The following is a 21559-nucleotide window of genomic DNA, read 5'->3' on the forward strand; positions in this document are numbered from 1 at the left end:
CAATGCCTCGGCCGTCAGTTCAAAGACCGGCAATATGCGCGCGTTGTTCGCTGAGCTGGGCCAGTGCCTTGTCGGCTTCGTCGAGCTTGGCGCGCTCCTTGTCGATCACCGCCGGTGGCGCCTTGTCGACAAAGCCGGGGTTGCTCAGCTTGCCGCCAATGCGCTGAACTTCACCCTGCAGGCGGGCAATTTCCTTGTCCAGGCGCGCCAGCTCAGCCGTCTTGTCGATCAGCCCGGCCATGGGTACCAGTACTTCCAGCTCACCCACCAGCGCGGTGGCGGACAGCGGTGCTTCTTCGCCCTCGGCCAATATCCGAATGGACGAGAGTTTGGCCAGCTTCTTCAGGAAGGTGTCGTTGTCTGTCAGGCGGCGCTGATCTTCAGAGCCGGCCTTGCGCAGCAGCAGTTCCAGTTCCTTGCCGGGGGACACGTTCATTTCACCGCGAATATTACGCACACCGAGGATCAATGCCTTGAGCCATTCGATGTCGCCTTCGGCGGCGGCATCGATACGGCTGTCGTCGGCTTCGGGCCAGGGCTGCAGCATGATGGTCGGGCCGCTTTTGCCGGCCATCGGGGCGATACGCTGCCAGATTTCTTCGGTGATAAAGGGCATAAAGGGATGGGCCAGACGCAGGGCGGCTTCCAGCACCCGCACCAGGGTGCGTCGAGTGCCACGCTGACGCTCGGCTGGCGCGTTTTCATCCCAGAGCACCGGCTTGGACAGTTCCAGATACCAATCGCAGTACTGGTTCCAGATAAATTCGTACAGCGCGGTGGCGGCCAGATCAAAGCGGAACTGCTCGAGCTGACGGGTCACTTCGGCTTCGGTGCGCTGCAGTTGCGAGATGATCCAGCGATCAGCCAGGGTCAACTCCACCTGTTCTCCGGCTGTACCACAGTCTTTGTCTTCGCACTGCATCATCACATAGCGCGCAGCGTTCCAGATCTTGTTGCAGAAGTTGCGGTAGCCCTCAACCCGACCCATGTCGAACTTGATATCGCGGCCGGTCGAGGCCAGCGAGCAGTTGGTGAAGCGCAGCGCGTCGGTGCCGTAGGCGGCGATGCCCTCAGGGAATTCGGCGCGGGTCTGCTTCTCGATCTTTTCCGCCAGTTTCGGCTGCATCATGCCGCTGGTGCGTTTCTTGACCAGTGACTCGAGATCGATGCCGTCGATGATATCCAGCGGGTCAAGCACGTTGCCCTTGGACTTGGACATCTTCTGGCCCTGACCATCACGTACCAGACCATGTACATAGACGGTCTTGAACGGGATCTGCGCGCTGCCGTCGTCATGCTTCATCAGATGCATGGTCAGCATGATCATGCGTGCGACCCAGAAGAAGATGATATCGAAGCCGGTCACCAGCACATCGGTCGGGTGGAAGGTCTTCAGCGCTTCGGTCTGTTCCGGCCAGCCGAGGGTGGAGAAGGTCCACAGGCCGGAGCTGAACCAGGTATCCAGTACGTCTTCGTCCTGACGCAGTACGGCATTGCCAAGCTTGTACTTGGCGCGCACTTCGGCTTCATCGCGGCCAACATAGACCTGACCGGTCTCGTCGTACCAGGCCGGGATGCGGTGACCCCACCAGAGCTGGCGCGAGATGCACCAGTCCTGAATATCGCGCATCCAGGAGAAGTACATGTTTTCGTACTGCTTGGGTACGAACTGGATGCGGCCGTCTTCCACCGCAGCGATGGCCTGTTCGGCCAGCGGCTTGGTGGAGACATACCACTGATCGGTCAGCCAGGGCTCGATCACCACCCCGGAGCGGTCGCCCTTGGGTACCTTGAGTGCGTGCGGCTCGATCTTTTCCAGCAGTCCGGCGGCGTCAAAGTCGGCGACAATCTGCTTGCGCGCCTCGAAGCGGTCCAGCCCGGCATAGGCGAGCGGCAGGCTGGCGTCAAATGCGTCATTGACGCTGCCGTCAATATTGAACACCTGGGCGCGGGCAAGAATCGCCGCATCCTTGTCGAGGATATTGATCAGGGGCAGGGCATGGCGCTTGCCGACCTCGTAGTCGTTGAAGTCGTGGGCTGGGGTGATCTTCACGCAGCCGGTACCGAATGCCGGGTCACAGTAATCGTCGCCGACAATCGGGATGCGTCGACCGACCAGTGGCAGCTCGACGAACTGGCCAATCAACGCCTGGTAGCGCTCATCTTCCGGGTTAACGGCGACCGCGCTGTCGCCCAGCATGGTTTCCGGACGGGTGGTGGCAACAATCAGATAGTTCTTGCCGTCGGCGGTGGTGGCGCCATCGGCCAGCGGGTAGCGCAGATTCCACAGCGAACCGGTCTCGTCGTGGTTTTCCACTTCCAGGTCGGAAATCGCCGTGTGCAGTTTCGGGTCCCAGTTGACCAGGCGCTTGCCGCGATAGATCAGGCCATCTTCGTGCAGGCGTACGAAGGCTTCCTTGACGGCTTCGGACAGGCCTTCATCCATGGTGAAGCGTTCACGACTCCAGTCCACCGAGCTGCCCAGGCGGCGGATCTGCCGGGTGATGGTGCCGCCGGACTCTTCCTTCCATTCCCAGACCTTCTCGAGGAATTGCTCCCGACCCAGGTCATGGCGCGACTGACCCTGGGCGGCGAGCTGGCGCTCGACCACCATCTGGGTGGCGATGCCGGCATGGTCGGTACCCGGTTGCCACAGGGTGTTGCGGCCCTGCATGCGGCGGAAGCGGATCAGTGCATCCATGATCGCGTTATTGAAGCCGTGGCCCATGTGCAGGCTGCCGGTAACGTTCGGCGGTGGCAGGGCGATGGTGTAGGACGCGCCTGCGCCCTGCGGAGCAAAGTAATTGTTCTGCTCCCAGTTCTGGTACCAGGCGGTTTCGATGGCGTTGGGCTGGTAAGTCTTGTCCATGGGTGTCTTGGCTGTCCGGTTGTGTGCAGGCGACGCAGGCATTGTCCCAGTGGCTGGGCGGCAATCGCAAAACGGGCATTATAGCGGGCGCTGCGGGCTGAGTCCCAGTCCGTTGGCTATTAAAGTTGTTCCTTGACTATCTGTTCAATCTTGCCTTGAAGACGGTTGCGCAGTTCGGCTTCGATCGTGGGGATCAGATCGTCAATGACATCCTGCAGTATGAGCTGCGCTTCGGCCCGCAGACGTGACTCCATACGCACTTCACGGGCGCCGGTATGCGGATTGAAGGGCGGCGGGGTGCTGGTTTTAGCTGCTGGCGGGGCATGCCCGGCCATCAGACGGTCCAGCTGCATGCGCTCTTCAGCCAGTCGGGCCAATTGATCATAGGGCAGGAACGGGTTGGGCTTGGGTCCGGCTGGTGGCGTCTGGACGGGAGTGCCCTGCGCATGACCAGAACCAGGTTCGGTTGCAATGGTTTCAGCGATGACATCGTTGAGCAGGGGAATGTCCATCTGCGCCTGGGATGGCGCAGTTGTTTGGGCGTCCTCTTCGGCCTGCTCATCAAGCAGGGTGCGAATGGACTCAAGATCTTTAAGCAGGCGTGAGGGTTCTGAGGGGTCGCGCTGCGTCATGATTCATCCCGCCGTCCGTATTGGGTGCGTCTGCAGAGGATAGCCCCGTTCACGGTAAAAACGGAAGCGCTCTCTGGCTGGCAGACGAATGCTGTCCTGCTCCACGACAATTTCTGCCAGTCGGTTGAAGCGGCTGAAAAAAACCGGAGTAGCATCGCTCAGGTTGATCAGCAGGTCATGGTGCTCGCCGGGGTCCTCGCTATAACCGCAGACCACCTGGCCCTGCGGGCGCTCGCTCTGCAGGTCATGGGGTACAAAGGCGTCGGCGCGAAAGGACCAGAGTAACTGGTCCAGTTGCTCGGCCTGCTGACTGTCATGGCAATGCAGGTAGACCTGATGCCCCTTGCTCCAGGCCTTGTGACTCAGCCGGCAGGCATACTCCAGACGGGCATCCGGATTGTCGCTGGAGAGCAGGTAGAAATCGATGCGGGTCATACTTCAGCTCCAAGCTTCAAGCTGTAAGCGGCAAGCTAAAGCAACAGGCCAGCAAGTAACACTGTTTGCTTGCAGCTTGCAGCTTGCAGCTTGTAGCTGCTTGATCAGGCCGTGGCCTGATCAAGCGGAGGCCTGATCAAGCAGATACTGAACCAGCATCGGTACCGGTCGGCCGGTGGCGCCCTTGTCCTTGCCGCCGCTGATCCAGGCGGTGCCGGCGATGTCCAGGTGCGCCCAGGGGTAAGCCTTGGTAAAACGCGAGAGGAAACAGCCCGCGGTAATGGTGCCGGCCTTGGGGCCGCCGATATTGGCGATGTCGGCGAAGGGGCTGTCCAGTTGCTCCTGATATTCGTCATACAGCGGCAGTTCCCAGGCGCGGTCATCGGCCTGTTTACCGGCGTCGAGCAGTTTCTGTACCAAGGCTTCATTGTTACCCATCAGGCCCGAGACATTGCTGCCCAGTGCTACGATGCAAGCGCCGGTCAGGGTGGCGATGTCGACTACGCTGGCGGGTTTGAAACGCTCGGCGTAGGTCAGCGCGTCACACAGAACCAGGCGGCCCTCGGCATCGGTGTTGAGGATTTCAATGGTCTGGCCTGACATGCTGGTAACAATATCGCCGGGCTTGGTGGCGGTTCCGCTGGGCATGTTTTCCGCCGCTGCAATCAGGCACACCAGGTTAATTGGCAGCTTGAGGCTGACCACCGCCTTGACCACCCCGAATACCGTGGCGGCACCGCACATGTCGTACTTCATTTCGTCCATGTTGAGGCCGGGCTTGAGGCTGATCCCGCCGGTATCGAAGGTGATGCCCTTGCCGACCAGCATATGCGGCTTGTCCTTGGCCTTGCCACCCTGATAACTGAAGCGGATCAACTTGGCTGGCTCAGCACTGCCGGCGCTGACCGACAGCAGCGAGCCCATGCCGAGGGCTTTCATGTCTTTCTCTTCAAGCACCTCAACTTCAAGCTCTTTATGCGCCTTGGCCAGCGCGCGGGCTTCCTTGGCCAGATGGCTTGGGGTGCAGATATTGCCCGGCTGGTTGCCCAGGGTGCGGGTCAGGTCGGTGCCGTCGCTGATCGCCTGACCGTGGCTGATGGCCTGGCCCAGCTGGTCGGCTTCGGCTTTGTTGGCGCTCCACAGCAGGCACTTTTTCAGCTTGGGCTTGCTGGCTTTCTGGCTCTTGAACTGGTCGAACTGGTACAGGCTTTCACGCAGGGTTTCCACCAGCATGCGAGTGCGGCTGTACAGATCACGATCCTTGACCGCGACGGATGGCAAGGTCAGCAGGGCGTCAGTGGCGCCGCCATCCTTCAGGGTGGCGCTGAGTTTCTGAACCAGCTTGCGGTAGGCGCGATCACTGAGCGGTTCGTCCTTGCCGGTACCGAGCAGCAGCAGGCGCTGTGCGCTGATGCCAGGCAAGCCAAACAGCATCAGGCTCTGGCCAGCCTTGCCACTGATGTCGCCCTGCTTCACTGCGGCACTGATCTGGCCGTTACAGGCCTTGTCGAGTTCGGCTGCGGGACCGCTGAGTGACTTGGCTTCGCTGATGCCAACGACCAGACAGCCGGTCTTGATAGTAGCCAGTGAACCCTGCTTGATGTTGAACTCCATGGTGCTCCCCAAGACAAATGATGTGGATTGGCTGATAATACGCCCTCAGAACTGATCGGCTAGTGCCGAACTCGCCCTGGCGCCCGCAACCAGCGTCGTAATACTCGCATTCTGGCTTATTCACCTGCCGGGAGCAAAGGACCTTATTGTGATTGTGTTTCGATACCTGAGCCGCGAAGTACTGTTGACCCTGACGGCGGTCAGCGGAGTGCTGCTGCTTATCATCATGAGCGGTCGCTTTATCAAATACCTGGCACAGGCTGCCGCGGGGCAACTTGATCCGGGTGTGCTGTTTCTGATCATGGGCTACCGCCTGCCGGGCTTTATGGTGCTGATTTTGCCACTGGGGCTGTTCCTGGGCATTTTGCTTGCCTACGGTCGCCTGTACCTGGACAGCGAAATGACCGTGTTGTCGGCCACTGGCATGAGTGACCGCAAAATTCTCGGTTATACCCAGGGCTCGGCGCTGCTGGTGGCCATGCTTGTTGGATTGTTGAGTCTGTGGATAGCCCCGGCCGGGGTGCTCAAGACCCAGCAACTGTTCAATGAGCAGGATGCCATGACCGAGTTTGATACCTTGGCGGCGGGGCGCTTTCAGTCCCTGGGATCAGGTCAGCGGGTGACCTATGCGGGCGGGCTGTCGGAAGACCGTACCGAATTGCATGATCTATTCATTACCGAGCGGGCTGATAGCGGGACTGAAGCGCGGCTGGGTGTCTTGGTGGCGGAATCAGGCCGTCAGCAAATGAACCCTGATGGCAGTCGCTATCTGGTGCTGAATCAGGGTTATCGTTATGACGGCCGGCCCGGCTCGGCTGATTTCCGCATTATTCAATACGACACCTACGGTGTGTTGCTGCCGCGTCCGGAAGTCGCTCGCGAGGTCACCGACCGCGAAGCCATGCCGACCCTGTCCTTGTTGGGACAGCCGGATGTGCGCCTTCAGGCCGAACTGCAATGGCGTCTGAGTATCCCGCTGCTGGTATTTGTGGTGGCCTTTTTTGCCGTGCCACTGGCCAGGGTCAACCCACGGCAGGGGCGCTTCCTCAAGCTCTTGCCTGCCGTCATCTTGTATATGGCGTATCTGGCGCTGCTGATCAGTGCCCGTGGCTGGATGGAAAACGGCAAGCTGCCAGCAGCACTGGGTTTGTGGTGGGTGCATCTGTTGTTCTTGCTGGTAGGGCTGGGGCTCAACTTCAAGACGTTGACGGCGCCGTCCCGTGTATCCGGAGGTCAGCATGCGTCGGCTTGATCGTTATATCGGCAATAGCGTATTGCTGAGCATCCTGATTGTTGCGCTGATTATTCTCGGGCTGGATCTGTTGTTCGCCTTTATCAACGAGCTGGATGACGTGGAGGGTAATTACGGCGCCCTCGATGCCTTGAGTTATACGCTTCTGACCCTGCCGCGCAGACTTTACGACATGCTGCCGTTGGCAGCCTTGGTGGGTTGCCTGATTGGTCTTGGTAGCCTGGCCAGCAATTCCGAGCTGACCATCATGCGCGCGGCTGGCGTGTCGGTAACGCGCATCGTCGGCGCAGTGATGAAGCCACTGCTGGTATTGATGCTGGCTGGCGTGCTGCTGGGTGAATATGTGGCGCCCTACAGCGAGAATCTGGCCGAGAGTCGCCGCTCGATGGTCCAGGGTGGTGGCGAGGTATTCGGTTCCAAGGGTCTGTGGCACCGTGAAGGTAACGACTTTCTGCATATCAATGCGGTGCAGCCCAATGGGGTATTGCACGGGGTCACGCGTTATCGGTTTGATGGCAATCGACGGCTGCTCGAAGCCAGCTTTGCCCAGCGCGCGATGGTTCAGGAAGACCATTGGCTGATGGAAGATGTTGAGACCACGGCTTTCCTGGAGAACGGTCACAGTCAGATCGAACAACAGCACCAGCAGCGCTGGGAGATTCTGTTGTCCTCTGAACTGCTCAAGGTGGTGGTACTGGACCCGGATGTACTGCCACTCAAGGGGATCTGGCAATACCAGCAATACCTGGCCGAGCAGGGGTTGAACAACAGTCCCTATTGGCTGGCGTTCTGGAAAAAAATGCTGCAACCCTTGGCCACCATGGCCCTGGTGTTCGTCGCCATTTCTTTTGTCTTTGGCCCGCTCCGATCGGTGACTCTGGGCCAGCGGGTCTTTACCGGGGTGCTGGTTGGCTTCAGCTTTCGGATACTGCAGGACCTGCTCGGGCCGTCCAGCCTGGTCTTTGGTTTTTCACCGCTGATCGCCGTGCTGTTGCCCATCGTCTTGTTGTTCATGATGGGCGCGGTGCTGATGCGTCGCGCGGGGTGATGTCCCGGAGGCCGGTGAGCGCTACTTGAAGGTGCCTTTGGGCAGGGTTACCAGCTGCGTACCACTGGCAATGTCCTGCCAACTGCGTGACTGCGGATCGAAGAAAACCCAGATTATGCCGAGCCCGCCACATAGCCAGGCTGGAACAGCCACGACAAAGCGAATCAGAACCTGACGCAAGCTGATAGAGCGCCCGTCGGGTTGCTGCAGCCTGACGCGCCAGACCTGCATGCCCAGGGTCTGACCCTTTTTACTCCAGAACAAACCGAAGAAACTAAGCAGGCCAGCCAGGAGGATCAGACTGAGAATCGGGTCGCGGTCCAGTGCGCCGGTGTCCGACAGCGTTTTAAGTGCCTCGCTGCCATGTATCAGGCGCAGGATGCCCTGTTGGTAGACCAGCGTCAGGGTCATCATCAGTGCCAGGCACAGCCACATATCGTAAAAGGCGCTGGCCAGTCGTCGACCCAGACCTGCGGCCGGGAAACTGCCGGCCGGTTCCAGCATGCTCACGGCCATCAGCGACGCACCAGTGGGGGTGACGCAAAGCGCACGCCCGCCAGACCGGTAATCATCAGTGCGCGAATATTGGCGTGGTCGCTACCGTCCGGGTTGTTCAGCACGGATTGATAATGTTCGGCAAAGCATTGCAGCGCCTGTTGGTCGTTCAGGCCCTGGTCGATGGCCATGGCCAGTACTTTGCACGAGCCTTGATTCTGTTCTGCACTGTTGTGCACGTGACCATTGTCAAAGGCGCTGGGCTGATAATGGTATAGGTTTTCTATCAGGCTCAGGGTATCGGCAAAGCGAATCTCTCCGCGCTCGAGGGCGGCAAGAAAAGCGGGTACGGGCATGGTCAGTCCTGTTTCTGGGATTTATCGAAGGCGGCCTGTTGCGCGGCACTGGCTTCCTTCTGGTATTTGCTTTTCCATTCGCTGTAGGGCATGCCGTAAATGGCTTCGCGGGCCTGCTCCAGGCTCAGCTCGATCTCCATGTCGTCGGCCGCGCTCTTGTACCATTTGGCCAGGCAGTTGCGACAGAAACCAGCCAGGGTCATCAGGTCGATATTCTGCACATCCTTGCGACTGCTGAGGTGCACCAGCAGGTTACGAAAGGCGGCTGCTTCAAGCTCGATGCGCTCTTGTTTGGTCATGATCAACTCCGCAGGGGTCAGGGCTTGCTCGCTCGGATAATACTGACCTGCTGCGACAGCGGCAATCTTTGCGGCGAGGTCAGAGTTCGCGGCTGTCGGTCAGGGTAATGGACACCGACTCGGCAAAGCGCAATGCATGGGGCTTGTCGATTTCCACCTCGGCGTAATGCACCTGCGGATAGGCCATGACCAGATCGAGTACTTCCTTGGTCAGGCGTTCCAACAGGGCAAAGCGATTTTCTTCGACATGGCGAATGATGGCTTTGGTGATGGTGCGGTAGTTCAGTGCCTTGTCTATCTGATTGACCGCCACGGCATCGTCAGCCGGGTAAAGTATGGTCAAATTGATCAGGACATCCTGCTTGTTGCGTATTTCATCGTCATTGATGCCAATAAAGGTCCGCAGGCGCAGGTCCTTGACCCGGATACGGGCCATGCCGGGTGTCAGCTTGGGCATTTCAGCGACTCCGACCAATCAGTTGCAGGAACTCCTGGCGGGTGTTCACTGAATCGCGGAAGGCACCCAGCATCACGGAGCTGTGCATAGAGGAGTTCTGCTTCTCGACGCCGCGCATCATCATGCACATGTGCTTGGCTTCAATCACCACGGCCACGCCTTTGGCATTGGTCACCGATTGCAGGGCTTCAGCGATTTGCCGGGTGAGGTTTTCCTGAATCTGCAGGCGTCGGGCAAACATATCGACGATACGTGCCACCTTCGACAGGCCGATAACCTGCCCGGTAGGGATATAGGCGACATGGGCCTTGCCGATAAAGGGCAGCATGTGATGTTCGCACAGGGAATAAAGCTCTATGTCCTTGACGATGACCATTTCATCGTTGTCGGAGGCGAACAGCGCGCCATTGACAATCTCCTCCAGCGACTGGTCATAGCCCCTGCACAGGAACTGCATGGCTTTGGCAGCACGCAAGGGTGTGCCCTTGAGGCCATCCCGCGCCGTATCCTCACCCAGGTTGGTAAGGATGTCGTGGTAGTTCTGTGTGAGGTTTTCTAGGCTCATCGCAGGGGTCTCTTTGGCTGTCATAGCAAATGTCTGCCACCGTTCAGGGTCAGACTGGTTCCTGTTACATAGGGATTGTCCATCAGATAGCGGATGGACTGGTATACCACGTCGGGGCCCGGCTCGATGCCCAAGGCTGACTTGGCCAGAGTTTTCTGGCGGTATTCCGGGCTGTCCTGTTCATTGAACATGATCAGTGCCGGGGCAATAGCGTTCACCTTGATGTCCGGGGCCAGGCGTTTGGCGAAGGATAGGCTGAGGTTTTCCAGCCCGGCTTTGCTGGCGCAGTAACCGGTGTGTTTGTGACTGCCGCGCTGTGCTGCATAGTCGGTGATGTGAATGATGTCAGCAGATGGCGCTGGCTCGAACAGCTCGGCGCAGGCCAGATTGATCAGCATCGGTGCCTGCATGTGCACCATAAACATCTGCTGCAGCGCATCCGGGCTTTGATCATCTATCAGCCACAGCGAGGCGTTGTGAATCAGTGTGCGCAAGCGCGGTTGCAGGTCTTTGAATTCGGTAATGAAAGTCTGGATGCCTTGCAGGCTGGAAAAGTCTGCCTGCATGAGCTCCAACCCTTCGTTCCGAAGCTGCTGACGTTCTTCGCTCAGGTGTCGGGCAGTAACAACAACACGGAATCCGTCTTGCAGCAGGCGACGGGCACAATGAAGACCAACGCGCTGCGCGCCGCCAGTTATCAGAATGGTCTGTCGTGTGTCCATGGCGTTCTCAGGAGGTGGTTGGGTCAGGAGCTGGTAATCCATAACCGGGGTACAGCGGCAAGGTCATGCATTACCAACTCCTTCATTAAACTTATACCAATGCGATTGCTTGTACAACTATTTGCCGCATTGTAATGATCAATCCCTGATGTCATTCGTAAGAATGCATGTCTGAATTGCGGTTTTTTGGTGCATGACTGTGTCTTGGTGCTGTTGCCTTGTATTATAAAACTTATACAAAGCAGCGTTACTCATGAGGTGAATTGTCATGACGCTAGTCGATCTCAAGCGCGCCAGGCGGCTCGGCAGCATTCAGCGGCTCGATATTATCACGCATAGTTGTCTGGGGCGGTACAGCGTACAGGTAATTCCACAGGGTCAGGCCGCGCAACCCATTACCGATGCTCAAGGTCAGCCTCTGTTTTGGCGCAGCCTGGGTGATGTGCGTTCGCGGCTATGCAAGATCGGCTTTTGCGGCGTAGCGTTGCAGGTGAGGGTGCCACAGGATGAGGTTATTGGGCGTTAGCCCGCTAAAGTCGTTGGTTTGGATCAGTGGGTCTTGTTCTGCTGCTTGGTGGCAATGTCCTTTTTGTTGATCGCAGCGATATCACATTGACCATCCTGGCACCGTGCTCCAGGCATCGGGACCAGGCGTGCAATTCCCGGGCGAAGTCGACAGAAAAGACGATAGGCCATCTGCCAGAAAGGTCTGGCCCAGCGCCAGCCAAGGGGCTTGATCACCCAGCCAAGGCCAACGGCATGGTAGCTCCAGTAGGTTGCGTCTATACCTGTGACTACGCGTCCGTCAGCAAAGCGGGCATGCAGGCACTCAAGCATTTGCTCTCGGCTCAGGCCGGGCAGGGGTATGCTGTCCTGTGCAGCGATATCTTCAAGTAACAGGTTCTGCTGGTGATTGCGGTTCTCAAACATGTGAATTTCACGCAGGCACAAAGGGCAGTCACCATCATAGAACAGCGTCAGTGGCCAGGCAGGATCAGGGATAGGCATACCTTAGGATCTCTCGGTCTTAAAAGGGATGTACAGGGTTCAGCTATTGCCTAACTTCTGTACAATAGGCACATTAAACGAGCGATGGTGCCGCACTGCAATGCATATGGCTCTTCACAGGCTCCTTCACTGTAAGCGGATATGACCGACAATATCGAAAGCACAGCGGTTGTTACAGCACGGGACCTCAACCGCGAGGACCTTTTCCCCATTCGAGAGGTGTCTCGCCTGACGGGGGTTAATCCTGTTACGTTGCGTGCCTGGGAAAGGCGTTACGGTCTGCTGGTGCCGCATAGAACACCCAGTGGGCATCGCCTTTATTCGATGCATGACATCAATCGCGTCAAAGCGGTAATGTCGTGGATCGAACGCGGTGTTGCTGTCAGCAAGGTTGCCTCTATTATTGATCGGCAGGTATCGCCGCCCGTTCAGCAGGCTGGCCAGAGCTCGGTTACGGCTTCAGCAGAAAATACCTTTGTAATGTGGCAGTCAAAGCTGATCGAGGCGGTCAACAGCTTCGATACCCATGAGTTGGACCGGCTCTATGGCCAGTTGCACGCCAGCTTTCCGTTGTCCGTTGTCTTCCAGGACATCATTCTGCCTGTCTGGAACGAATTTCATAATGCCTCTGAGCCTTCAAGCCTGTCAGGTCAGTGGCGGTTCCTTGATGCCTTTCTACGTGGTCGACTGTTTCAGCGTACGGGCTTTCTCAAGACCGGGCAGCCCAAAGTGGTACTGGTCGGTTTGCATGAGGGTATTGCGGAGCTTGAGCTGCTGCTGACGGCCTTGTTCATTACCGCTGCGGGTGCGGATGTCACCCTGGTTCCTGCCCTTGTCAGCATGTCAGAGCTGTCTGTGGTGGCTCAGCGGAGTGAGTGTGCGGTACTTGTGCTGTATGGGGCCTGTGCTCTTGGCAACGATGTATTGCTCAAGCACTTGCCGCGACTGGAGCAGCAGCTCGACTGTCCGGTGGCCGTTGTCGGCCCGCTTTGCGAAGTGCAGCCTGAGGCCTTGGCAAAAGCAGGTTTGCATCTTGTCGGTCTGGCGGATGACGGCTTGACCCTGTCAATCCGAAGTTTGTTGGCCGGGCATTTGGATAGTTGATGGCATGTGGTGCGGTTTGTTGTACAAACTTACAACTGTACGGGCTATTTCAGCCCCAATAGCTGTACAAGTGCGGTGATTGGTTCTAATGTTTGTATAACTTGTCTGGTGCCTTCACCATGCCAAGTTCCGTTAAAACCAAGCTGCGCACTCCGGTAGCCGTCTTCCCCTTTAGGGCTACCGGGGCTTTTTAATATCGTTTACCCCTCCCTTTTTTTGCTTGCTTTATTTGATGTTCAGCAACGCTGATATCTTCTTACATAGGTTATCCCGCGCTATATAGCCAAATGCGATCACTGCCGTTTCGGCATTGGCGTTATACTCCTGCATATGGGTCAAGGGAGTGACTGAGCATAACGCTCGTGTCTCGCCGTTGAAGCCAGCGGTGTGCCAGATGATCTAATGCATGCAGTATCTGGAGTCGCTAGATTAATGTCCACGTCCCCGTCTGTCGGTCATAAAACCACCAAACTGCATCCCCGGGATCTGCGATTGGGTATGTATGTCTGTGCGCTCGATAGACCCTGGCTTGAAAGCCCGTTCCTGTTTCAGGGTTTTGTTCTGAGTACCGAGCAGGAGCTGCAGATCCTGCATGATCTATGCAATTTTGTGCTGGTTGATCCAGAGCGCTCTCCGCCATTGCAGACCACAGCAGAGCGTCTGGGTCAGTCCGACCAGTCAGACAAGATTCATTATCCGGTTGAGGTTGAAATAGAGGAAGAAATTACCAAGGCCACTGTGCTTTATGATAGTGCTCTGGAGGATATTCATCATGCCTTGGCTACTGTTGCCAGGGGTGATGCCCTGTCCGCTACAGCGGTGATGGCTACAGTCAAGGGCTGCCTGGAGTCGGTGATGCGTAACCCTTCTGCGCTAATGTGGCTTACGCGGATCAAGCATGTAGATCAATACACGGCGGAACATTGTGTGAATGTGGGGATTCAGGCCATGGTATTTGCCCGTTTTCTCGGCTTGCCTGTAGGTCAGATCGAATTGCTGGGCGTGTGCGGCATGTTGCACGACGTAGGCAAAATGTCGGTCGATCAGACCATTCTGAATAAACCCGGGCAATTGACCTTTGATGAGTTTGAGTACATCAAACTGCATTCGGTTTTTGGTCGGGAGGCGCTATTGCAGGACCCCCATCTGCCGAAGCAGGTAGTGACTGTTGCTTACAGTCATCACGAGCGTATTGATGGACTGGGTTACCCGCTTGGGTTGCCGGCGCAGGAGATTGATCAACTGACACGATTGATTACTGTTGTTGATGCCTATGACGCCATTACCAGTCGTCGCTGTTACAGTGAAAGCAACAGTTCCGAAACCGCTTTGAAAATTCTTTATCAGCACCGCAATACGCAGTTTGATGAAGAGTTGGTATTGCGCTTTATCGAATGTATTGGGGTATATCCGCCTGGCACCCTGGTGGAGATGAACTCCGGTGAGGTGGGCATAGTGCTGTCAGTTGATCAGGCCTATCGACTGCAGCCTCGTGTTGCGCTGATTCTGGATACGCAAAAGCAGTCGATGCAGCAGCGTGTCGTTGATTTGCGCGCGGAGAGGTCAGCGCATGCAGGCAGCGCCATGAAAATTGCCAGGGTACTGGTTGACGGAGCCTACGGGGTCGATCTTGATGTCTTTACCAGGGAAAATATCCGGCTCGGCCATTTGGGGATCACTGTAAACTACCTGTCTTGGCGCGGGCTCCTGCATCTATGCAGTCATTGTCGAGGTTATCAGAGGTTTCCTGATTTTCAGGGATCAGGGGGTTTTGAGCTGTGCCAGTTGATTGCGCAGCTCAAGTACTTCCTGTTGCAGGTCCTCAACCTTGTGCTGCGCTTCAACTTGCTCGGTCACGTCCTTTTGAATACCGATAAAGTAGGTCAGTTGATCGGCTTCGTTAAAGACCGGCGTGATCGACAGTTCATTCCAGAACAAACTCCCGTCCTTGCGATAGTTGCGTAGAATTTGCCGACAGGGTTTGCCGTCCAGCACCGCCTGGCGAATAGCATGCAAGCCTGACTGATCACGGTCGTCTTTCTGCAGAAAGCGGCAATCCTGATAGAGGATCTCGTCGCTGCTGTAGCCGGTCAATTGCTCAAAGGCCTTGTTGACATAAATCAGGATGTTATCTTCACCTTCCTGCTCGGCGACAACAATGCCGTCGTTGGAGGCGTTGACGACAAGCTGAAGTAATTTGGCATTGATCATTGCTACAGCGTTCTCCGGTGGTTTGCACACATTCTATAGCAACATCCCCTGCTGTCTACCGCCTGAAAAGCGAAAGATTGCGGCATAATAGTGACCCATACAATGCTTTCAGGAGATCAATGCATGCAACTGGCCATCCTCAGCGGCTCTGTTTATGGTACCGCCGATCTGGTTGCGGATGAGGCGGCAATCCGCTGTCGGGAAGCCGGCCTGCAGATTGTGCGACTGCATCCGCCCAGGGTTGATGATCTGCTCGCAGCCCAGGCCGATGCGTACCTGTTGTGTACCTCAACTACCGGTATGGGCGAATTGCCGGATACCTTTCTGCCATTCTTCCATGAACTGCGAGACCGTTTTCCCCTGTTCACTGGCAAGCCATTCGCGGTAATCGCCTTGGGCGACTCGGCCTACGCCGATACTTTTTGTCAGGGCGGTGAGCAGGTGCGAGAGTTGATGCTGGAACTACAGGCCAGTGAAGTCATACCCATGCTGCGGTTGGATGCCAGTGAGTCGGTTACCCCTGAGCTGGACGCCGGTCCCTGGCTTGATCAACTGGTGGCAGCACTGGCCTGAGTCACAGGTTCTCGCTGGGTTCACCGCTGGCCAGCCTGCCCAGCGCCTGCTCGTCAAGAATGATGATCTGGCCATAGTTGATCTGCAGCAGGCCGGCACTCTCCAGTCGTTTGAGTTGTTTGTTGACACTTTGACGTGAGCTATTGAGCATCAGGCCCAAGGATTCCTGTGACAGTTGCACCAGCGTGCGCCCGCTGTTTTTTTCAGTCTGACCATAGTTATGCGCATGCATCAGCAGGCGCTTGGCCAGTCTGGCAGTGAGGGGCAGCAGCGCACTGTCCTCGAGCATGGCGAAGGAGATGCGCAGGCGCCGACATAGCAGGCTGATGAACAGCGGATAAAGTTCGGGATGGCGCTCCAGAAATTGCTGGAAGTTGCGCCGCGGAATCAACAGCAACTCGGTCGTGCCACTGGCATGGGTATCATGCGAGCGCGGCAGGCCGTCGAACAGCGATATCTCGCCAAACCAGCTGCCTGGGCTGAGAATTGCCAGTACCGCCTCGCGTCCATCAGGTCCGCTGTTACTGATGCGCGCAGCGCCACTGATCACGCCATACAAACCGTCCGGACTGTCGCCTCTGGCATACACGCACTCACCGTCCTCCAGGCGCCGGATACGCGCCTGGGCTACCAGGTCATCCAGCACAGTGGGTGACAACTCACTGAACCAGCGATTTTCCTGCAATAACTTCGACAGTTTGTCCCTGTCGGTTTTACCCGACACTGTAAATTGCGAGACAGTCCGTTTCTCGGTCACCGTCTAGACTCCCCATATGGCTGATCGTCCTACAGTATGCCGCAACTTGCGCACCTGCGGTCAGCAACACCCGTGATTTCAAGAGGATAGTACAATGACTGCATTGCAAAGCCTGCCGGTACTGGACGTCAAGGATCAGGTCAGCGCCGAAGAATGGCAAACCCGGGTTGATCTGGCTGCCTGCTATCGCCTGATCGCCATGTATGGTTGGGATGATGTTGTATTCACTCACGTGTCGGCGAAGATTCCTGGCACCGAGCACTTCCTGATCAACCCCTATGGCTTGATGTTCGAGGAAATCACCGCCTCGAATCTGGTCAAGATTGATCTGCAGGGTAACAAGCTGGTTGACTCGCCCTATAGCATCAACCCGGCCGGCTTTACCATCCACAGCGCGGTGCATGAAGTCCGTCATGATGCGGCCTGTGTACTGCATACCCATACCGCCGCCGGTGTTGGTGTCTCTGCGCAAAAAGACGGGATTCTGCCGATTTCCCAGCAGTCCATTTTTGTCCTCAGCAGTCTGTCCTACCACGATTACGAGGGTGTGGCGCTGAACGATGAAGAGAAGGCTCGGCTCCAGGCTGACCTGGGTAATACCAACAATATGGTCTTGCGCAACCACGGCCTGATGACCTGCGGCAAGTCGGTAGCTGAAGCCTTTCTGACCATGTATACCTTGCAGCGCTGCTGCGAAATTCAGGTCAACGCCCAGGCCGGTGGTGGTGAGCTGATTCCGATTCCACAGGCCATTCTCGACGGCGCCCGCGAAAGTATGCGCAAGGTCACCAACGGTGCCGGCGCCAATCTGGCCTGGCCGGCGTTGCTGCGCAAGCTGCAGCGGGTGAATCCTGGATTCGATCGGTAAGCGCCAGCCAGCCCCTCAGGGGGCTAACTGCAAACAACAGCAATAATCGGATCTGCCCAGAGTATTAACCGCTTATAAAGCTGACTATTGTTGGGGCTGGAAGCTGGAAGCAGATACTGATCGGCTTCCAGCTTCCAGCTTCCAGCTTAAGTTCGCTCCTCTCGCAAAAACACCAGCTTGTCTGTCGAAGAGCTGGTCGGGTCGTAGTAGTAGCCGTCCAGATCGAAGTCCTTGAGTTTTGCCGGATCAGTGATACGTTCCTTGATTACCCAGCGGGCCATCAGGCCACGGGCCTTTTTGGCGTAGAAACTGATGATCTTGTACTGGCCGTTCTTCTGGTCCTTGAATACCGTGTCTATTACCCGAGCGTTCAGAGCTTTGGGTTTGACGGCGGAAAAATACTCCTGTGAGGCCAGATTCAACAGCACCTCATCACCCTGATCGGTAAGGTCCTTGTTCAACCATTGGCTTATCTGATCGCCCCAGAAGGCATAAAGATCCTTGCCCTTGATCGTCGGCAGCTTGGTACCCATTTCCAGTCGGTAGGGCTGCATCAGATCCAGCGGCCGCAGCAGGCCATAGAGCCCCGAGAGCATGCGCAGATGCTTTTGCGCAAAGGCAAAGTCCGCTTCGCTGAAGTCCTCGGCATTCAGGCCGGTGTAGACATCACCCTTGAACGCTAGCAGCGCCTGCTTGCTGTTCTTCTTGCTGACTTTGTCACTCCAGCTGCCAAAGCGCGCCACATTCAGACTGGCCAACTTGTCCGAGAGCGACATCAGTTCGGCGATATCCTGGGGTGACTTTTCACGCAGAACGGTTATCAACTCGGCGCTGTGCTGCAGAAAGCGTGGCTTGGTATGGGTATCGATCACCGCTGGGGTGTCGTAATCCAGTGTCTTGGCGGGAGAAATAACCATCAACATAAACAACCTCCGTAAATAGCTGGCAAATAGTATGCCCGAATGCCGAAGGCAGCGCTCTGCATGGAGGTGATAAAGGAAGTTAATGGTTGATGGCAACAAGTTAAAAGCTGCAGCATCCTTGCGCAGCTTCCAGCTTCCAGCTTACAGATGACTTTCCGCATACTCCGCCAGAATCGATCTGGGTACGCCCTGCAGGTGTATGTGGACGCCGTGGGGGAAGTCCTTGAAGCACTCAGTAAGATAGGTCAGGCCCGAGCTGGTGGCGTTCAGGTAGGGTGTGTCGATCTGTGCCAGGTTGCCCAGGCAGACCACTTTTGAGCCGCTGCCGGCACGGGTGATGATGGTCTTGATCTGGTGTGGTGTCAGATTCTGGCTTTCATCAATGAGGATGAAACTCTGCTGGAAGCTGCGACCGCGAATGTAGTTCAGGGATTTGAACTGCAGCGGAACGCGATCAAGGATGTAGTCGACACTACCGACCGTGCTCTCGTCATCCATGTGCAGGGCTTCCAGGTTATCGGTGATGGCGCCCAGCCAGGGCTCCATCTTCTCCGCCTCGGTGCCCGGCAGAAAGCCGATATCTTCATCAAGCCCCTGGGTGCTGCGGGTGGCAATGATGCGCCGGTAGGTCTTGGTCACCATGGTCTGCTCGATGGCCGCCGCCAGGGCCAGAATGGTTTTGCCCGAACCGGCCGCGCCGGTCAGGTTGACCAGATGGATATCCGGATCCATCAGCGCATACATGGCCAGGGCCTGAAACACATCGCGCGGTTTCAAGCCCCAGGCTTCCTGATGCAGCAGCGGTTCCTGATGCAGGTCGCGCAGACTCAGGTGGTCGCCATCAATGGCCTTGACCCAGCCAATAAACCCCTGGTCGTCGATGATAAAGTCGTTGATATGCAGGGCTGGCAAATTGTCGATCAATTGCACGTCGTGGATGGTCTGGCCCAGGCGCTGATGGGTTTCCACGCGGTTCACGCGGTCCCAGAAGGAACCCTTGATTTCGTGGTAGCCACGGGCGAGCAGAGCAATATCGTCCAGCAGCTGGTCGGTATGATAGTCCTCGGCATCAATTCCGCAGGCACGCGCTTTCAGGCGCATGTTGATGTCCTTGGAGACCAGTGCCACGCGGGCGTCAGGGTGTTTTTGCTGGAGCTGGCAGAGCTGGTTGATGATCTTGTTGTCGTTCAGGTCGTTGGGTAGGCAGTGTGCGGGGATCGGCGTCTTGTCCATGAGAATGGCCAGAGTGCCATTCGGTCCGAGCTTGCCACGTTGAATGGGCACGCCCTTTTCCACCTGATCAGGTGGTGCGTCTGCAAGGGTCTGGTCTATCAGGCGAATGGCCTGTCGGCAGTCGGCGGCAGTACTGGTCTTGCCGGATTTGAGCTTGTCGAGTTCTTCGAGGACGGTCATCGGGATGATGACGTGGTGTTCTTCGAAGTTGAGCAGGGCGTTGGGGTCGTGGATCAGGACGTTGGTATCGAGGACGTAGAAGGTATGTCGTGTCGGTAGGCACGCTTCCATATGCAATTTACCTCGCAAGGGCCATATTTCGAAACTGTATCAGGCACTTGAGCTGCACCTGGCAGTTCGCAGGACCGGCTCTGGCGCCGACAGCTATCTGAGGATCAGCTGCGGGCTTTGGCCGGTTGACCGATGTATAGCGCAGATCAAATGACCTGCACAAGCGCGAAGAAAGCAAAAGAAAAATAAAGTCTGAAAGCGACGAAAGGACGTATTCACCAGGCAAAAAACCGCGTTATAGTCATTGGCCCGGTAGTTGAAAAATGCCCTCAACCCTAGCCCTATCGTCGGCGTCCGCGACTCTGATCCCGACTGCTTGCACGTTTGCGATTGGCGGCAGCCGCAGCAGCCTGCTCGGCTTCATTGGCATCACTGGCGGCCCGTTCCTCTGCGCTCTGATTGCGCGCAGGCAGTGCCTGCAGAAGCTGTTCCTCGGGCGGCAGACAGTCCAGCTTGTTGCCCAGCAGGGCTTCGATGGGCGCGATATTGAAGGCGTCATCCTCACAGGCGAAACTGATTGAGGTGCCCTTGGCGCCAGCCCGGCCTGTCCGACCAATACGGTGGATGTAATCCTCGGGGTCGTCCGGCAGGGTGTAGTTGATCACATGGCTGATGCCGTCGACATGAATGCCGCGACCGGCCACATCGGTGGCGACCAGCACCCGTAACTTGCCTTCCTTGAAGCTGTCCAGCGTCTTTACTCGCTTCTGTTGCGGTACATCGCCGGACAGTTGCGCGGCATTGATACCGTCCCGAACCAGCCGTTCCTGAATGCGTCGGACCTGATCCTTGCGGTTGGCAAAGATCATCACCCGCTCCAGATTCAGTTGGGTAATCAGGTTGTACAGCAGTTTGTACTTGTCACTGCCGGACACCGCATAGACCTGCTGGGTGACATTGGCAGAGGCAGCCCGCTCGGGCTCGATTTCGACAATCGCTGGGTCGAGGGTCCACTGCTGGGCCAGGTTCATTACATCGTCACTGAAGGTGGCAGAGAACAGCAGCGTTTGCCGGTCGCCCTTGCGCGGTGTTTGCCGGATGATCTGGCGCACCTGGGGGATAAAGCCCATATCGAGCATGCGGTCGGCTTCGTCGAGAATCATGACCTCAACCAGGTCCAGATGCACCTCGCCGCGATTGCAGAAATCCAGCAAACGACCCGGTGTAGCCACCAGAATGTCGCAGTGGCGCTTTTCCAGTTGCTTGATCTGCTTGTCGAAATCCATGCCACCGACAAAGGACATGACATTCAGTTTGCAATGCTTGGTCAGGCCTTCGGCGTCATTGGCAATCTGCATCACCAGTTCGCGGGTCGGAGCAATGATCAGTGCACGTGGTTCACCCATAAAGCGTTCATCCGGCTCCGGGGTGTCCAGCAGTTGAGTAATGGTCGAGATCAGAAAGGCGGCGGTTTTGCCGGTGCCGGTCTGGGCGCGACCAATGGCATCCTGACCCTTGAGCGTGCTGCCCAGAACCCGTGCCTGAATCGGTGTGCAGTAAGTGAAGCCCTGATCCTGGATGGCGCGCATCAGACTGTCGGGCAGATTGAAATCGTGAAAGCGGGTCTTGCCCTCGGCGGGCTCAACAGCGAAGTCCTGGAGGGTCCAGTTGGACACTTCTACCGGTGCTTTTACCAGAGGCTTGTCGCGTTTCGGTCGCGGCTTGCGCTCGGGTCTGCTGGCCGTGCTGTCAGCGGTTGCCGAGCGGGTGTTGGGTTGCCTGGTCTTGGCCGTGCGGGCCGGGCGTTCAGTCTTGGCTGCTGGGGCGGGCGAGGGCGGTGTAACCGGCTTGTCTTCAGGCTTGAACAGGTTTTTCAGTGCTTTGAGCACAGGCATCTCTCAACATGG

At 57.0% G+C, this 21559-nt stretch carries 22 protein-coding genes and 1 pseudogene; 7 read left to right on the plus strand and 16 right to left on the minus strand.

Annotation, left to right across the window (positions count from 1 at the left end; translation table 11 throughout):
- Positions 1 to 19: 19 nt before the first annotated feature.
- The 4 genes from AC27HQ_RS11445 to AC27HQ_RS11460 form a co-directional block, all read right to left on the minus strand.
- The gene (locus AC27HQ_RS11445) at positions 20 to 2869 is read right to left on the minus strand and encodes a valine--tRNA ligase (protein ID WP_487156297.1); all 2850 of its coding nucleotides are present in this window, start codon (positions 2867 to 2869) and stop codon (positions 20 to 22) included.
- A 119-nt stretch (positions 2870 to 2988) separates the two neighbouring features.
- Entirely contained in the window at positions 2989 to 3501 is a 513-nt protein-coding gene (locus AC27HQ_RS11450; RefSeq protein WP_487156298.1) for a hypothetical protein, read from the minus strand.
- A gap of 3 nt (positions 3502 to 3504) precedes the next feature.
- Positions 3505 to 3936 (minus strand): DNA polymerase III subunit chi, encoded by a 432-nt coding sequence (locus AC27HQ_RS11455; RefSeq protein ID WP_487156299.1) that lies wholly within the window; start codon positions 3934 to 3936, stop codon positions 3505 to 3507.
- A gap of 120 nt (positions 3937 to 4056) precedes the next feature.
- A complete protein-coding gene (locus AC27HQ_RS11460; RefSeq protein WP_487156300.1) occupies positions 4057 to 5550 on the minus strand; it encodes a leucyl aminopeptidase in 1494 nt (497 codons plus the stop codon).
- 148 nt (positions 5551 to 5698) lie between these two features.
- Between AC27HQ_RS11460 and lptF the strand changes: the two genes are divergently transcribed.
- Together lptF and lptG are read left to right on the plus strand one after the other, a co-directional pair.
- Positions 5699 to 6802 (plus strand): LPS export ABC transporter permease LptF, encoded by a 1104-nt coding sequence (gene lptF, locus AC27HQ_RS11465; protein ID WP_487156301.1) that lies wholly within the window; start codon positions 5699 to 5701, stop codon positions 6800 to 6802.
- Positions 6789 to 7850: an LPS export ABC transporter permease LptG gene (gene lptG, locus AC27HQ_RS11470; RefSeq protein ID WP_487156302.1), complete on the plus strand. Its 1062-nt coding sequence runs from the start codon at positions 6789 to 6791 to the stop codon at positions 7848 to 7850. The genes lptF and lptG overlap by 14 nt, the downstream gene beginning before the upstream one ends.
- A gap of 21 nt (positions 7851 to 7871) precedes the next feature.
- On the opposite strand, the gene AC27HQ_RS11475 is transcribed toward lptG, so the two are convergent.
- The 6 genes from AC27HQ_RS11475 to folM all read right to left on the minus strand — a co-directional run bounded on the left by AC27HQ_RS11475 (position 7872) and on the right by folM (position 10744).
- Positions 7872 to 8366: an RDD family protein gene (locus AC27HQ_RS11475; RefSeq protein ID WP_487156303.1), complete on the minus strand. Its 495-nt coding sequence runs from the start codon at positions 8364 to 8366 to the stop codon at positions 7872 to 7874.
- The gene (locus AC27HQ_RS11480) at positions 8366 to 8701 is read right to left on the minus strand and encodes a HopJ type III effector protein (protein ID WP_487156304.1); all 336 of its coding nucleotides are present in this window, start codon (positions 8699 to 8701) and stop codon (positions 8366 to 8368) included. Before AC27HQ_RS11480 ends, AC27HQ_RS11475 begins: the two co-directional genes overlap by 1 nt.
- Before the next feature lie 2 nt (positions 8702 to 8703).
- Positions 8704 to 9000, minus strand: coding sequence for a DUF1244 domain-containing protein (locus AC27HQ_RS11485; RefSeq protein WP_487156305.1), 297 nt, complete (start codon positions 8998 to 9000; stop codon positions 8704 to 8706).
- A 79-nt stretch (positions 9001 to 9079) separates the two neighbouring features.
- The gene (gene folX / locus AC27HQ_RS11490) at positions 9080 to 9457 is read right to left on the minus strand and encodes a dihydroneopterin triphosphate 2'-epimerase (protein WP_487156306.1); all 378 of its coding nucleotides are present in this window, start codon (positions 9455 to 9457) and stop codon (positions 9080 to 9082) included.
- A gap of 1 nt (position 9458) precedes the next feature.
- Positions 9459 to 10022 carry a GTP cyclohydrolase I FolE gene (gene folE, locus AC27HQ_RS11495; protein WP_487156307.1) on the minus strand — a complete coding sequence of 188 codons (564 nt, stop codon included), beginning with the start codon at positions 10020 to 10022 and terminating at the stop codon, positions 9459 to 9461.
- A 20-nt stretch (positions 10023 to 10042) separates the two neighbouring features.
- Positions 10043 to 10744, minus strand: coding sequence for a dihydromonapterin reductase (gene folM, locus AC27HQ_RS11500; RefSeq protein WP_487156308.1), 702 nt, complete (start codon positions 10742 to 10744; stop codon positions 10043 to 10045).
- Positions 10745 to 11012: 268 nt separating this feature from the next.
- Here folM and AC27HQ_RS11505 point away from each other — a divergent pair, with 268 nt between their 5' ends.
- The gene (locus AC27HQ_RS11505; protein ID WP_487156309.1) at positions 11013 to 11270 is read left to right on the plus strand and encodes a DUF6482 family protein; all 258 of its coding nucleotides are present in this window, start codon (positions 11013 to 11015) and stop codon (positions 11268 to 11270) included.
- A 23-nt stretch (positions 11271 to 11293) separates the two neighbouring features.
- Here AC27HQ_RS11505 and AC27HQ_RS11510 read toward each other — a convergent pair whose 3' ends face one another.
- Entirely contained in the window at positions 11294 to 11752 is a 459-nt protein-coding gene (locus tag AC27HQ_RS11510) for a thiol-disulfide oxidoreductase DCC family protein (protein WP_487156310.1), read from the minus strand.
- A gap of 141 nt (positions 11753 to 11893) precedes the next feature.
- Here AC27HQ_RS11510 and AC27HQ_RS11515 point away from each other — a divergent pair, with 141 nt between their 5' ends.
- Positions 11894 to 12856, plus strand: a complete 963-nt coding sequence (locus AC27HQ_RS11515; protein WP_487156311.1) for a MerR family transcriptional regulator — start codon at positions 11894 to 11896, stop codon at positions 12854 to 12856.
- A 432-nt stretch (positions 12857 to 13288) separates the two neighbouring features.
- A pseudogene (locus tag AC27HQ_RS11520) lies at positions 13289 to 14221 on the plus strand (HD-GYP domain-containing protein); the annotation flags it as partial.
- Between the two features lie 396 nt (positions 14222 to 14617).
- Here the strand turns inward: AC27HQ_RS11520 and AC27HQ_RS11525 are convergent.
- Positions 14618 to 15067, minus strand: coding sequence for a PAS domain-containing protein (locus AC27HQ_RS11525; protein ID WP_487156312.1), 450 nt, complete (start codon positions 15065 to 15067; stop codon positions 14618 to 14620).
- 123 nt (positions 15068 to 15190) lie between these two features.
- Here AC27HQ_RS11525 and AC27HQ_RS11530 point away from each other — a divergent pair, with 123 nt between their 5' ends.
- A complete protein-coding gene (locus AC27HQ_RS11530) occupies positions 15191 to 15640 on the plus strand; it encodes a flavodoxin domain-containing protein (protein ID WP_487156313.1) in 450 nt (149 codons plus the stop codon).
- 1 nt (position 15641) lies between these two features.
- Here AC27HQ_RS11530 and AC27HQ_RS11535 read toward each other — a convergent pair whose 3' ends face one another.
- Entirely contained in the window at positions 15642 to 16397 is a 756-nt protein-coding gene (locus tag AC27HQ_RS11535; protein ID WP_487156314.1) for a Crp/Fnr family transcriptional regulator, read from the minus strand.
- Positions 16398 to 16491: 94 nt separating this feature from the next.
- Between AC27HQ_RS11535 and AC27HQ_RS11540 the strand changes: the two genes are divergently transcribed.
- Positions 16492 to 17265 (plus strand): class II aldolase/adducin family protein, encoded by a 774-nt coding sequence (locus tag AC27HQ_RS11540; protein ID WP_487156315.1) that lies wholly within the window; start codon positions 16492 to 16494, stop codon positions 17263 to 17265.
- A gap of 146 nt (positions 17266 to 17411) precedes the next feature.
- Here AC27HQ_RS11540 and yaaA read toward each other — a convergent pair whose 3' ends face one another.
- The 3 genes from yaaA to rhlB all read right to left on the minus strand — a co-directional run bounded on the left by yaaA (position 17412) and on the right by rhlB (position 21541).
- Positions 17412 to 18188, minus strand: coding sequence for a peroxide stress protein YaaA (gene yaaA, locus AC27HQ_RS11545; protein ID WP_487156316.1), 777 nt, complete (start codon positions 18186 to 18188; stop codon positions 17412 to 17414).
- 141 nt (positions 18189 to 18329) lie between these two features.
- Positions 18330 to 19712 (minus strand): PhoH family protein, encoded by a 1383-nt coding sequence (locus AC27HQ_RS11550; RefSeq protein ID WP_487156317.1) that lies wholly within the window; start codon positions 19710 to 19712, stop codon positions 18330 to 18332.
- Positions 19713 to 19993: 281 nt separating this feature from the next.
- Entirely contained in the window at positions 19994 to 21541 is a 1548-nt protein-coding gene (gene rhlB / locus AC27HQ_RS11555) for an ATP-dependent RNA helicase RhlB (protein WP_487156372.1), read from the minus strand.
- Positions 21542 to 21559 lie beyond the last annotated feature (18 nt).

Source organism: Halopseudomonas sp. 4NH20-0008, from assembly GCF_057548395.1.